This is a genomic window from Streptomyces sp. NPDC088554 (assembly GCF_044752945.1).
Taxonomy (GTDB): Bacteria; Actinomycetota; Actinomycetes; order Streptomycetales; family Streptomycetaceae; genus Streptomyces.
This window is the reverse complement of sequence record NZ_JBIVMF010000006.1, coordinates 253,439-265,989: the sequence shown is the minus strand read 5'-3', so window position 1 is coordinate 265,989 and position 12,551 is coordinate 253,439. Positions and strand designations below refer to the sequence as shown.

Here is a 12,551-nt window from a genome sequence, read left to right as displayed (position 1 = left end):
CGCATTCGCACGGACATTTTCCGTGACTACCGCCGTGGGCGATCGGGGCCCGACCTAAAGGGCGGGTGAGTGACCTTTGTCACGCGCGTTCCCGTCGACAGTGGCGGGTTCGGCCGGTCCGGACCTGCCGGGGAGGCGTCTTCCTGTGCATATGTGTCCCGTTTGGTGGTGACGTGCGCGAAACATGCCGCGGCTGGCATATTTACGCCCCGCTATTTCCGCTCACTGTGCGATGACATTTCGGATCGGGCCCCGTCCGGCATTCCCGGGGCTTGGCGACTAATCTCGTCGCGAGCACTTCGCCGCATCGAACGACGTGTCCCGACGACCCGCCAAGTCGCCCCGCACACAGGCCCGATCGCCCTGTATCCCGGCCCGATCGCACTACCCCGACCGGGTAAACGCGGCGGAGTCTCCTTGATTACCGCTGTATCTCAGTGCCGGATGAGGGAGTACGTCCAGGATGAACCGCAAGACTTTGGTGCTGCCGGTCGTGATCGGCGTGCTCGCGCCCGTGCTCGCCGGCTGCGGCGGCTCGGACGGTGGCTCCGGCGGCGGTGATGCCATAGTCGTGGGGACCACGGACCACTACATCGCCACGAAGGACGACGGAGCGCCACTGGACCCGGCCTTCGCGTACGACGTCGGCTCCTGGAACATCCTGCGCCAGACCATCCAGACCCTGATGCACGTGCCGCGCGGCGGCGGCAAGCCGGTCCCGGAGGCCGCCTCGGAGTGCGGGTTCACCGACCGCGCCAACCAGAGCTACCGCTGCACCCTGCGCGACGGGCTGAAGTTCTCCAACGGCGACCCGCTCACCTCCGAGGACGTGAAGTACTCCCTGGAGCGCGTCCTCAACATCAAGGACCCCAGCGGTGTCTACAGCCTGCTGGACAACATCGACACCATCGAGACCGACGGCGACTCCAAGGTCATCTTCCATCTGAAGACGGCCGACGCGACGTTCCCGTACAAGCTCTCGACCCCGCCCTCCGGGATCGTCAGCAAGAAGGACTACGCGCCGAAGAAGCTCCGCGACGGCTTCGAGGTCACCGGCTCCGGCCCGTACACCTTCAAGGCCGACGTGAAGGACGGCACCGTCGTCAAGGCGGTCTTCACCAGGAACCCGGACTACAAGGGCGATCTGAAGGTCCAGAACGACAAGGTCGAGCTGGATTCCTTCAAGGACGCCGCCGAGATGGGCAAGGCGCTCGACAAGGGCCAGATCGATGTGATGACCCGCGCGATGTCGCCCGAGCAGGTCGAGTCCATGTCCGAGAACCCCAAGGACGGCATCCAGCTCACCGAGATGCCCGGCCTGGAGATCCGCTACCTCGGCTTCGACACCAACGCCCCGGGCGTCAAGGACAAGGCCGTACGCCAGGCCATCGCCTACGCCATCGACCGCGGCCAGCTCGTCACCAAGGTGTACGGCACGATGGCCGAACCGCTGTACTCGCTGATCCCGTCCAGCGTCACCACCCACACCAACTCCTTCTTCAACAAGTACGGCGACCGGGACCTGCCCAAGGCCGCCAAGGTCCTCCAGACCGCCGGCATCACCACACCGGTCAAGCTGACGCTGAACTACACCACCGACCACTACGGCTCGGCCACGAAGAAGGAGTTCGAGACCCTCAGGGACCAGCTCAACAGCAGCGGGCTCTTCGACATCACCATCAAGGGCACGGAGTGGAAGACCTTCCGACCCGACCAGGGCAAGGGCGACTACGCGGTCTACGGGATGGGCTGGTTCCCCGACTTCCCCGACCCGGACAACTACATCGCGCCCTTCCTCGACAGCGGCAACTTCCTCAACTCGCCGTACGACAACCCCACGCTGCGCACCGAGCTGATCCCGCAGTCGCGCCGCGAGGCCGACCGCAGCGCGGCCACCAAGACCTTCGGTGAGATCCAGGACATCGTCGCCGAGGACGTCCCCGTGCTGCCGCTCTGGCAGGGCAAGACGTATGTCGCCTCGCGCGACGACATCGCCGGGGTCGAATGGGCCGTCAACTCCTCCGCCGAGCTGCTCCTGTGGGAGCTGCGCCGGGGCACCGCCTCCTGACCGCCGTCACCGCACAGGTCGAAGGGCTGCCGGAACCTCTCGGCAGCCCTTCCCCGTTGGCCCCGCGGCTACTGGGCGCCGGGGCGCACCAGACCGCTCTCGTACGCGTACACCGCCGCCTGCACCCGGTCGCGCAGGCTCAGCTTCGTCAGCACATGGCCCACATGGGTCTTGACCGTCGTCTCGCTGACGAACAGGTCCGCGGCGATCTCCGCGTTCGACAGACCACGCGCCACCAGCTTCAGCACCTCGACCTCGCGCTCGGTCAGGGTGTGCAGGGTGTCGGGCAGCGGCTCCTCACCGGACGGCAGATGGTCCGCGTACTTGTCGAGCAGCCGGCGGGTGATGCTCGGCGCGAGCATCGCCTCGCCCGCCGCGACCACCCGGATCGCCTGGACCAGCTCATGGGCGGGCGCGTCCTTGAGCAGAAAGCCGCTGGCCCCGGCGCGCAGCGCCTCCACCACGTACTCGTCGAGATCGAACGTCGTCAGGACCAGCACCTTCGCCGGACCGTCCCGGCCGGGGCCGGTGATCTGGCGCGTCGCCTCGACCCCGTCCATCCGGGGCATCCGGATGTCCATCAGCACCACATCGGGCTGGAGCGCGCGGACCTGGTCGATGGCCTGGAGGCCGTCCCCGGCCTCACCGACGATCGCGATGTCCCCCTCCGCCTCCAGGATCATCCGGAAGCCGGTGCGCAGCAGCGGCTGGTCGTCGACCAGTAGGACGCGGACAGTCACGGAGAACTCCTTCGGTAGACCGGCCCCATTCTGCCCCGGCCGCCCCCGGACGACGCGTCCGGGCACGGTCCGGGTGCTCGGCCGGGTACGTGGCCGGGCACGGTCCGGTACGTGGCCGGGTACGCGTCCGGGTCAGCCGACGCCGGACTCCAGCCGGGCCCCGGACGGCGCGGGCACCCCGGCCGTCACCGGGGTCACCTCAAGCGGGTACGCCGGTGGCGTACCACCGAACTCCGGGCACAGCGCCCGGTGGTCGCACCAGCCGCACAGCTTCGTCCGCCGGGGCCGCCACTCGCCCGTGGCCGTCGCCAGCCGGATCGCCTCCCACAGCGCCAGCAGCTTGCGCTCCACCCGCTCCAGGTCCGCCTCCACCGGGTCGTACGTCACCACCTCGCCGCTGCCCAGGTACACCAGCTGGAGCCGGCGCGGCAGCACGCCCTTCAGCCGTCGCACCACCAGCGCGTAGAACGTCATCTGGAAGCGGGCGCCCTCCGCGTACTCCGGCCGGGGGGCCTTGCCGGTCTTGTAGTCGACGATCCGCACCTCGCCGGTGGGCGCCACATCCACCCGGTCGATCACCCCGCGCAGCCGGAGCCCGGAATCCAGCTCCGTCTCGACGAACATCTCCCGTTCGGCGGGCTCCAGCCGGGTCGGATCCTCCAGCGAGAACCACCGCTCCACCAGCCGCTCCGCCTCCGCGAGCCAGCCCGCCAGCCGCTCGCCCTCCGCATCCTGCGCGAACAGCTCGCCCAGCTCCGGCCGCGCCGCCAGCAGCCGGTCCCACTCGCCCGGCACCAGCCCCTTGGCCCTGGGAGCCGTCCGCTCCGCCGCCGGGGCGTCGAAGAGCCGCTCCAGCACCGCGTGCACCAGCGTGCCGCGCGTCGCCGCCTCACTCGGCTTCTCCGGGAGCTTGTCGATCACCCGGAACCGGTACAGGAGCGGGCACTGCATGAAGTCGTTCGCGCGCGACGGCGACAGCGAGGAGGGCGGCAGGCTCGTACTCATGACGCAGACCCTACGGCCCGACACTGACAGCGAGCGGAATACCATCGACCACAGAGCCTCTCGCACTGCATGATCGAGCGAGCGAAGCCGCCGACGAAGGGAACCCGTGAAAGAGGACGACGAGAGCGGCGAGAGCGGTATGCCGCAGCCCGGCAAGGGGGACTCGGGCCCCGGCGGCAAGCCGCCGCGCCGCGAAGATCCCGGCGGTGGCATTCTCATGGGCCGCCCCTTCGGCGTGCCGGTCTACGTCGCCCCCAGCTGGTTCGTGGTGGCCGCGCTCATCACCTGGATCTTCGGCGGCCAGCTCGACCGCGTACTGCCCGAACTCGGCAATCTGCGCTACCTGGTGGCCCTGTTCTTCGCGGTGGCCTTCTACGCCTCCGTACTCGTCCACGAACTCGCCCACACCGTCGCGGCCCTGCGCTTCAAGCTGCCGGTGCGCCGGATCCAGCTCCAGTTCTTCGGCGGAGTCTCCGAGATCGAGAAGGAGTCCGAGACCCCAGGCCGCGAATTCGTCCTGGCGTTCGTCGGCCCCCTGCTCTCCCTGGTGCTCGCCGGGATCTTCTACCTCGGCATGCTCGCCGTGGAGGCCGGCACGGTCCCCGGTGTCCTGCTCGCGGGGCTGATGCTCTCCAACCTGATCGTCGCCGCCTTCAACCTGCTGCCCGGCCTCCCCCTGGACGGCGGCCGGATGCTCCGCGCGATCGTCTGGAAGATCACCGGCAAGCCCATGAGCGGCACCGTCGCCGCCGCCTGGGTCGGCAGGGCCCTCGCCGTCGCCGTGCTCGTCGGCCTCCCGCTGCTCACCCGTACGGACGCGCTCGGCTCCTCGTCCCGGGACATGGGCGGCGTCGAGACCGTCACGGACGCGCTGCTCGCCGCCATCCTCGCCGCGATCATCTGGACCGGCGCGGGCAACAGCCTGCGCATGGCCAGGCTCCGCGAACACCTCCCCGAACTCCAGGCCCGTGCCCTCACCCGGCGCGCCGTCCCCGTCGAGTCCAGCACCCCGCTCTCCGAGGCGCTGCGCCGGGCCAACGAGGCGGGCGCCCGCGCCCTGGTCGTCGTCGACGGCCACGGCGACCCGACGGCCCTGGTCCGCGAATCCGCCATCGTCGGCGTCCCCCAGCACCGCCGCCCCTGGGTCGCGGTCAGCGGCCTCGCCCAGGACCTCACCGAGGGTATGAAGGTCCCCGCCGACCTCGCCGGAGAAGCCCTCCTCGACCGCCTCAGGGCCAGCCCGGCCACGGAGTACCTCGTATTGGAGGAGTCCGGCGAGATCTACGGCGTCCTCTCCACGGCGGATGTGGAACGCGCCTTCGTCTCCGCCATGGCCCGGCCGCACTGATCCAAGGGCTCGGTCGCCTCCGGGGCGCCACCCCCGCCAACGAGGGCGGGGATGCCCGTTCTCGCCCGGAGAGTGAGCCGAAGGGGCGCGCTGCTGCCGTAAAGGAGAGCGCGCGGAGGTTCGTGAGGAACGAGCGAACCGAGTACGGTCGACTGTCGACAGTGGCATGAGCGCCCCGGAGGCGAACCGAGCCCTCAAAAAGAAGGGTTAGGGTGGGCGTATGTCCGAACCGACCGGTGCCGCCCGTCGTCGCGGCCCCTTCAAGGTCGGGGACCAGGTTCAGCTCACCGACCCCAAGGGACGCCACTACACCTTCACGCTCGAAGCCGGGAAGAATTTCCACACCCATAAAGGGTCCTTCCCGCACGACGAGCTGATCGGTGCTCCCGAGGGCAGTGTTGTCCGTACCACGGGAAACGTCGCCTACCTCGCGCTGCGCCCCCTGCTCCCCGACTATGTCCTGTCCATGCCCCGCGGTGCCGCCGTGGTCTATCCCAAGGACGCGGGCCAGATCCTGGCCTTCGCCGATATCTTCCCCGGCGCGCGTGTCGTCGAGGCGGGTGTGGGGTCCGGTTCGCTGAGCAGCTTCCTGCTGCGCGGCATCGGTGACCAGGGCATGCTGCACTCCTACGAGAGGCGTCAGGACTTCGCCGATATCGCCCGGCAGAACGTCGAGCGCTATTTCGGCGAGCCGCATCCCGCCTGGGAACTGACGGTCGGTGACCTTCAGGACAACCTGTCGGACACGGATGTCGACCGGGTCATCCTGGACATGCTCGCCCCGTGGGAGTGCATCGAGGCCGTCTCGAAGGCCCTGGTGCCCGGTGGCATCCTCTGCGCCTATGTCGCGACCACCACCCAGCTCTCCCGCACGGTGGAGACCATCCGGGAGTTCGGCACGTTCAACGAGCCGGCGGCCTGGGAGTCGATGGTCCGCAACTGGCATGTCGAGGGTCTCGCCGTCCGTCCCGACCACCGGATGATCGGCCACACCGGTTTCCTGGTGACGGCCCGCCGTCTCGCCGACGGTGTCGAGCCCCCGCTGCGCCGTCGCCGGCCCTCCAAGGGCTCGTACGGCGAGGATTACGAGGGTCCCGGCAGCGCCAATGGCGGAGCCGCTCGCTAGCCCGTCCCAACACGGCACGACCGCCGTCGAGTTCCCTTCCGTACGGGGGAACTCGACGGCGGTTTCTTTATGTTGGCGATACGGACCCCGCTGTTCCGCCGCACTGTGACATGTGGCACGATGCTGTCTCCCTCCCGCACTTCCGACTTCTCGTCGGCATCGCTCTTCCCAGGAGACAACACCGCGTGCAGATCTCCGACGCTACGGACCTCGCGCACAGTCGGCCCCGTCCGGTGCACTGGCTCGCGACGGCCACCGCGATGGCGGGTGTCGTGGCTCTGGCGGGGCTGTCGCAGCCCGGCGCCGCCACCGCCTCCCAGCAGGGCCCCGCGCCGCTGGGAGGGGCCGCTCCGCGCATGGCCGCGCTGCCCGCCCCGGACCCCGCGGAGGCGGTGTTCCCGCTGGAGTGCGGGGGAGCGGGTACGACGGTGACGCGAAAGGCGTCCGGGGACCTCGACGGGGACGGCGCCCCGGAGACCGTGGCCGTGGTCCGCTGCGCGGCGGGCTCGGGCACCCCGCCCAGCGGTGTGTACGTACTGACCAGGGCGGCCGGGGACCGGGCCAGGATCGTGGCGACGCTCGTCGACCCGAAGGACAAGCAGAGCGTCGGACCCGACTTCGCGGTACGCGAGGGAGCGGTCCTGGCGACCCTGCTCGGCTACTCGGGGCCCGGCGTTCCCAGCTGCTGTCCCGACGAGGAGGAGCGGGTCTCCTGGGCCTGGAAGAACGGCGCGTTCGTACGGGGTGAGCGCCCCGCGGCCCGCGGCAGGTGAACGTTTACTCCGCGTCGGGGCCGTACACCTCGATCTGATCCGTGACCCGGCGTACATGGATGCAGTCGCCGGGGCACTCCTTCACGGAGTCCACCACGTCCCGCAGCAGGGGCAGCGGGACGTGTGTGGTGGCGCCGGGGGACTGGAGCAGCTCGTCGTCGGCGCTCTTCACATAGGCCAGTCCGTCGATGTCCAGCTCGAAGATGTCGGGCGCGTACTGCACGCAGATCCCGTCGCCGGTGCAGAGGTCCTGGTCGATCCAGACCTCCAGCGGTTCACCGGACTCGGTGCGGTCCTCGGTGGGAGCCTCCTGCTGCACGGTCATTTCTCCTGCCGTTTCCTGCTTCGGACGGTGTGTTGTGGGGTAAGTCGCGCCAGCCCTGACGGGTGTTGAACACTTCGACGATACAACCGGCGGCTTTCCGATGCCCCTGGGTGGGTATCCCCTGAGCGTGAGGGAGAGCGCAAGGGTGAAGATCGGACACACCCCGACAGTCTTTGTGATCTAGGGGTTTCAATCATCACCCACCCAGGTAGGGTCAGGAAGCGTCCAGCTCCCCTTGGAGGAGGTGAGGACCGTGGCAGCCCACGACGACGACATCAACCGCGGCATCCGGCCCGTGCGGGGGTCAGAAGACCCAGCCGGCCAGGTTGCCTATCTCGAGCAGGAAATCGCCGTCCTGCGACGTAAGCTCGCCGAATCTCCGCGGCACACGAGAATTCTCGAAGAGCGGATCGTCGAGTTGCAGACCAACCTGGCGGGTGTGTCCGCGCAGAACGAGCGGCTCGCCAATACGCTCCGCGAGGCCCGCGACCAGATCGTGGCCCTCAAGGAGGAAGTCGACCGGCTCGCGCAGCCGCCGGCCGGCTTCGGGGTATTCCTGCAGGCGAATGAGGACGGTACGGCCGACATTTTCACCGGGGGCCGCAAGCTCCGGGTGAACGTCAGCCCCGGCGTCGAGCTCGAAGAGCTCAGGCGCGGTCAGGAAGTCATGCTCAACGAGGCGCTCAACGTGGTCGAGGCCATGGCCTACGAGCGCGCCGGGGACATCGTCACCCTCAAGGAGATCCTGGAGGACGGCGAGCGCGCCCTGGTGGTCGGCCACACCGACGAGGAGCGGGTGGTGCGGCTCGCGGAGCCGCTCCTGGACATCACCATCCGTCCCGGCGACGCCCTGCTGCTCGAACCCCGCTCCGGCTATGTCTACGAAGTGGTGCCGAAGAGCGAGGTCGAGGAGCTGGTCCTCGAAGAGGTCCCGGACGTCGACTACGAGAAGATCGGCGGTCTGGGCGGCCAGATCGAGATGATCCGGGACGCGGTCGAGCTTCCGTATCTCCACCCGGACCTCTTCAAGGAGCACGAGCTGCGGCCGCCGAAGGGCATCCTGCTCTACGGTCCGCCCGGCTGCGGCAAGACACTGATCGCCAAGGCAGTGGCCAACTCCCTTGCCAAGAAGGTCGCAGAGGTGACCGGCCAGCCCGCGGGGAAGAGCTACTTCCTCAACATCAAGGGCCCGGAGCTGCTCAACAAGTACGTGGGCGAGACCGAGCGCCATATCCGCCTGGTCTTCCAGCGCGCCCGGGAGAAGGCGAGTGAGGGCACCCCCGTCATCGTCTTCTTCGACGAGATGGAATCGCTCTTCCGCACCCGTGGATCCGGTGTCAGCTCGGACGTGGAGAACACCATCGTCCCCCAGCTGCTGGCGGAGATCGACGGTGTGGAGGGCCTGGAGAACGTCATCGTCATCGGTGCCTCCAACCGGGAGGACATGATCGACCCCGCGATCCTGCGGCCCGGCCGGCTCGATGTGAAGATCAAGATCGAGCGTCCGGACGCGGAGGCGGCCAAGGACATCTTCGCGAAGTACCTCACGGCGACCCTGCCGCTGCACGTGGACGATGTCTCCGAGCACAACGGCTCCAAGGAAGCCGCGGCACACGGAATGATCCAGACCGTCGTGGAGCAGATGTACGCGGAGACCGAGGAGAACCGCTTCCTGGAGGTCACGTACGCCAACGGCGACAAGGAAGTCCTCTATTTCAAGGACTTCAATTCCGGCGCGATGATCCAGAACATTGTCGACCGGGCCAAGAAAATGGCCATCAAGGCATTTCTCGATCACCGGCAGAAGGGTCTGCGGGTCTCCCATCTCCTCCAGGCGTGCGTGGACGAGTTCAAGGAGAACGAGGACCTGCCGAATACCACCAACCCGGACGACTGGGCCCGTATCTCCGGCAAGAAGGGCGAGCGGATCGTATTCATCCGCACGCTGGTGACCGGAAAGCAGGGCGCGGACACCGGACGTTCCATCGACACGGTGGCCAACACCGGTCAGTACCTGTAGAGCGAGGACCGGCTGCGGATGTCCCAAGGGCGTCCGCAGCCCGTTGCTTTCCCGACCTGATCACCCCTTCGACCCGCACCGTGCACCACACCAGGCCAATGACGGAAATGATCTGCCCGCAGGCGCGGAGGCGCTCTAGTCTCTTTCGTACCGCGGCGTTGCGGAGCGCCGCCGGGCAAGGAGGGCCGCATGACCGTACGGCGAGTAATGGGCATCGAGACGGAGTACGGCATCTCCGTCCCGGGTCACCCGAACGCCAATGCCATGCTCACCTCGTCCCAGATCGTCAACGCCTACGCGGCGGCGATGCACCGGGCGCGGCGGGCCCGCTGGGACTTCGAGGAGGAGAACCCGCTGCGGGACGCCCGGGGTTTCGACCTCGCGCGCGAGACGGCCGACTCCAGCCAGCTCACCGACGAGGACATCGGGCTGGCCAATGTGATCCTCACCAACGGCGCGCGGCTGTACGTCGACCACGCGCACCCCGAGTACAGCTCCCCCGAGATCACCAACCCGCGTGACGCCGTCCTCTGGGACAAGGCCGGCGAGCGCATCATGGCCGAGGCGGCCGAGCGGGCGGCGCAGCTGCCGGGGGCCCAGCCCATCCATCTCTACAAGAACAACACCGACAACAAGGGCGCCTCCTACGGCACGCACGAGAACTATCTGATGAAGCGGGAGACCCCCTTCTCGGACATCGTGCGCCATCTGACGCCGTTCTTCGTCTCCCGGCAGGTCGTCACGGGCGCGGGCCGGGTCGGCATCGGCCAGGACGGGCACGAGCACGGCTTCCAGATCAGCCAGCGGGCGGACTACTTCGAGGTCGAGGTGGGCCTGGAGACCACGCTCAAGCGTCCCATCATCAACACCAGGGACGAACCGCACTCGGACGCGGAGAAGTACCGCAGACTGCATGTGATCATCGGCGACGCGAATCTGTCGGAGATCTCCACGTACCTCAAGCTCGGCACCACCTCGCTCGTGCTCTCCATGATCGAGGACGGCTTCATCAACGTCGACCTGGCCGTGGACCAGCCGGTCCGTACCCTGCACCAGGTCAGCCACGACCCGACGCTCCGCAGACTGGTCACGCTCCGCAGTGGCCGGACACTCACCGCGGTCCAGCTTCAGATGGAGTACTTCGAACTCGCCAGGAAGTACGTCGAGGAGCGCTACGGGGCGGATGCCGACGAGCAGACCAAGGATGTCCTGATCCGCTGGGAGGACACGCTCAACCGGCTGGAGAACGATCCGATGAGCCTGTCCGGCGAGCTGGACTGGATCACCAAGCAGGAGATCCTGGAGGGCTACCGCCGCCGGGACGGCCTGGACTGGGACGCGGCGCGGCTGCATCTGGTCGACCTCCAGTACGCCGATGTGCGGCCGGAGAAGGGCCTGTACAACCGGCTGGTGGCCCGGGGCCGGATGAAGCGCCTGGTCGACGAGCGGGATGTGGAGCGCGCCAGGACCAAGCCCCCCGAGGACACCAGGGCGTACTTCCGGGGCCGCTGTCTCGACCAGTACGCGGACGATGTGGCCGCGGCCTCCTGGGACTCGGTCATCTTCGATCTGCCGGGCCGCGACTCGCTCCAGCGGGTGCCCACCCTGGAGCCGCTGCGCGGTACCCGCAACCACGTCAAGGAACTGCTGGACCGGTGCCGCACGGCGGAGGAGCTGGTCCAGGTGCTCTCCGGAGGCTGAAACGGTCCCGTCCGGGGAATGATCGAGGTGATCCCCGGACGTTCTGCCAGGTTGAGGGAAGTACGGGGCCGATGTCCGACCCTCCTTGTAGGGTCGGATCTCGAAGGTCACATCGAGCGGGGCGAACCGAGCGGGGTGAGTGTTATGGCGGCCAAGGACACCGACGGCGGACAGCAGAAGGCGACGCGTTCCACGGAGCAGACCGAGGAGCAGGCGCAGGACGCGCAGGTTTCGGAGGACCTCAAGGAGCGCCAGGAGAAATTGTCGGACGACGTGGACTCCGTTCTGGACGAGATCGACGACGTGCTCGAAGAGAACGCCGAGGACTTTGTCCGAGGATTCGTGCAAAAGGGCGGACAGTAGCCACAGATGTGAACGTCGGGGCGGTGCGGGACGGCGCGGACTCGACGCGTACGGGCGTGCGCGCGATCCGTCCGGCCGCTCCCGAAGTTCATGTGGATCACTGCCACCAGGCGGGTAGGGTCCGTGACGTACTGTGCTTCAACTGCAACTCGGCCATCGGCCCGTCGGGAGACGATCCCGGCGGCCGCGTCGGGCCGTCGCATACCTGGAGGGAAACGCGTGGAAGCCAACACTCGTAGCACCGGGCGTCTACCAGCTGCCTTCCTGACTCCCGGCTCGTCCTCGTTCATGGACTTCCTGTCCGACCACTCGCCGGACATGCTGCCGGGCAAGCGCTCACTGCCGCCCCTGCAGGGGGCGATCGAGGCCCCGCACGGGACGACGATCGTGGCGGTGACCTTTCCCGGCGGGGTGGTCCTGGCCGGTGACCGGCGCGCGACCATGGGGAACATGATCGCGCAGCGCGATATCGAGAAGGTCTTCCCCGCCGACGAGTACTCGGCGGTCGGTATCGCGGGCACGGCGGGGCTCGCCGTGGAGATGGTCAAGCTCTTCCAGCTGGAGCTGGAGCACTTCGAGAAGGTCGAAGGGGCGCAGCTCTCCCTGGAGGGCAAGGCCAACCGGCTCTCCGCGATGATCCGGTCCAATCTGTCCATGGCCATGCAGGGGTTGGCGGTCGTCCCGCTCTTCGCGGGCTGGGACGTGGAGCGCGAGAAGGGCCGCATCTTCTCGTACGACGTCACGGGCGGCCGTTCCGAGGAGCTGGGGTACGCCTCCACCGGCTCCGGTTCGATCTTCGCCCGTAACGCGATGAAGAAGCTCTACCAGGAGGATCTGACGGAGCGGCAGGCCGTCACCCTGGTCATCCAGGCGCTGTACGACGCGGCGGACGACGACTCGGCGACGGGCGGCCCCGATGTGGCCCGCCGGATCTATCCGATCGTCGACGTCATCACCGAGGAGGGCTTCCGGAAGCTCTCCGACGAGGAGTCGGCAGAGGTGGCCCGCGAGATCCTGGCGCGCCGGCTGGAGCAGCCCGACGGCCCGCGTGCCGCGCTGCTCTGACGGTGCCTCTCTCTTCT

General features: G+C 68.2%; 12 protein-coding genes. 9 read left to right on the top strand and 3 right to left on the bottom strand.

Annotated features, from left to right (window positions below):
- Positions 1–463 precede the first annotated feature (463 nt).
- Complete coding sequence (locus ACIP8W_RS10130) at positions 464–2,068, top strand: ABC transporter substrate-binding protein (RefSeq protein WP_402202588.1); 1,605 nt, start codon at positions 464–466, stop codon at positions 2,066–2,068.
- Between the two features lie 68 nt (positions 2,069–2,136).
- Here ACIP8W_RS10130 and ACIP8W_RS10125 read toward each other — a convergent pair whose 3' ends face one another.
- Both ACIP8W_RS10125 and ACIP8W_RS10120 read right to left on the bottom strand, forming a co-directional pair.
- Entirely contained in the window at positions 2,137–2,808 is a 672-nt protein-coding gene (locus ACIP8W_RS10125) for a response regulator (RefSeq protein WP_401950131.1), read from the bottom strand.
- Between the two features lie 132 nt (positions 2,809–2,940).
- Entirely contained in the window at positions 2,941–3,858 is a 918-nt protein-coding gene (locus ACIP8W_RS10120) for a RecB family exonuclease (protein WP_401950475.1), read from the bottom strand.
- Positions 3,859–3,952: 94 nt separating this feature from the next.
- Between ACIP8W_RS10120 and ACIP8W_RS10115 the strand changes: the two genes are divergently transcribed.
- From ACIP8W_RS10115 to ACIP8W_RS10105, 3 genes are all read left to right on the top strand, one after another.
- Positions 3,953–5,161 carry a site-2 protease family protein gene (locus ACIP8W_RS10115; RefSeq protein ID WP_401950473.1) on the top strand — a complete coding sequence of 403 codons (1,209 nt, stop codon included), beginning with the start codon at positions 3,953–3,955 and terminating at the stop codon, positions 5,159–5,161.
- A gap of 220 nt (positions 5,162–5,381) precedes the next feature.
- Positions 5,382–6,287, top strand: a complete 906-nt coding sequence (locus tag ACIP8W_RS10110; RefSeq protein ID WP_401950128.1) for a tRNA (adenine-N1)-methyltransferase — start codon at positions 5,382–5,384, stop codon at positions 6,285–6,287.
- 185 nt (positions 6,288–6,472) lie between these two features.
- Positions 6,473–7,060, top strand: a complete 588-nt coding sequence (locus tag ACIP8W_RS10105; protein ID WP_401950125.1) for a hypothetical protein — start codon at positions 6,473–6,475, stop codon at positions 7,058–7,060.
- A gap of 4 nt (positions 7,061–7,064) precedes the next feature.
- On the opposite strand, the gene ACIP8W_RS10100 is transcribed toward ACIP8W_RS10105, so the two are convergent.
- Positions 7,065–7,385, bottom strand: a complete 321-nt coding sequence (locus ACIP8W_RS10100) for a ferredoxin (protein WP_401950122.1) — start codon at positions 7,383–7,385, stop codon at positions 7,065–7,067.
- A 253-nt stretch (positions 7,386–7,638) separates the two neighbouring features.
- Here ACIP8W_RS10100 and arc point away from each other — a divergent pair, with 253 nt between their 5' ends.
- The 5 genes from arc (at position 7,639) to prcB (ending at position 12,534) form a co-directional block, all read left to right on the top strand.
- Positions 7,639–9,405 (top strand): proteasome ATPase, encoded by a 1,767-nt coding sequence (gene arc / locus ACIP8W_RS10095; protein ID WP_401950119.1) that lies wholly within the window; start codon positions 7,639–7,641, stop codon positions 9,403–9,405.
- A gap of 189 nt (positions 9,406–9,594) precedes the next feature.
- The gene (gene dop / locus ACIP8W_RS10090) at positions 9,595–11,106 is read left to right on the top strand and encodes a depupylase/deamidase Dop (RefSeq protein ID WP_401950116.1); all 1,512 of its coding nucleotides are present in this window, start codon (positions 9,595–9,597) and stop codon (positions 11,104–11,106) included.
- A 144-nt stretch (positions 11,107–11,250) separates the two neighbouring features.
- Positions 11,251–11,469: a ubiquitin-like protein Pup gene (locus ACIP8W_RS10085; RefSeq protein WP_401950113.1), complete on the top strand. Its 219-nt coding sequence runs from the start codon at positions 11,251–11,253 to the stop codon at positions 11,467–11,469.
- 8 nt (positions 11,470–11,477) lie between these two features.
- A complete protein-coding gene (locus ACIP8W_RS10080) occupies positions 11,478–11,708 on the top strand; it encodes an endonuclease domain-containing protein (protein ID WP_401950110.1) in 231 nt (76 codons plus the stop codon).
- The gene (gene prcB / locus ACIP8W_RS10075; protein ID WP_401950107.1) at positions 11,689–12,534 is read left to right on the top strand and encodes a proteasome subunit beta; all 846 of its coding nucleotides are present in this window, start codon (positions 11,689–11,691) and stop codon (positions 12,532–12,534) included. Before ACIP8W_RS10080 ends, prcB begins: the two co-directional genes overlap by 20 nt.
- Positions 12,535–12,551: the final 17 nt, after the last annotated feature.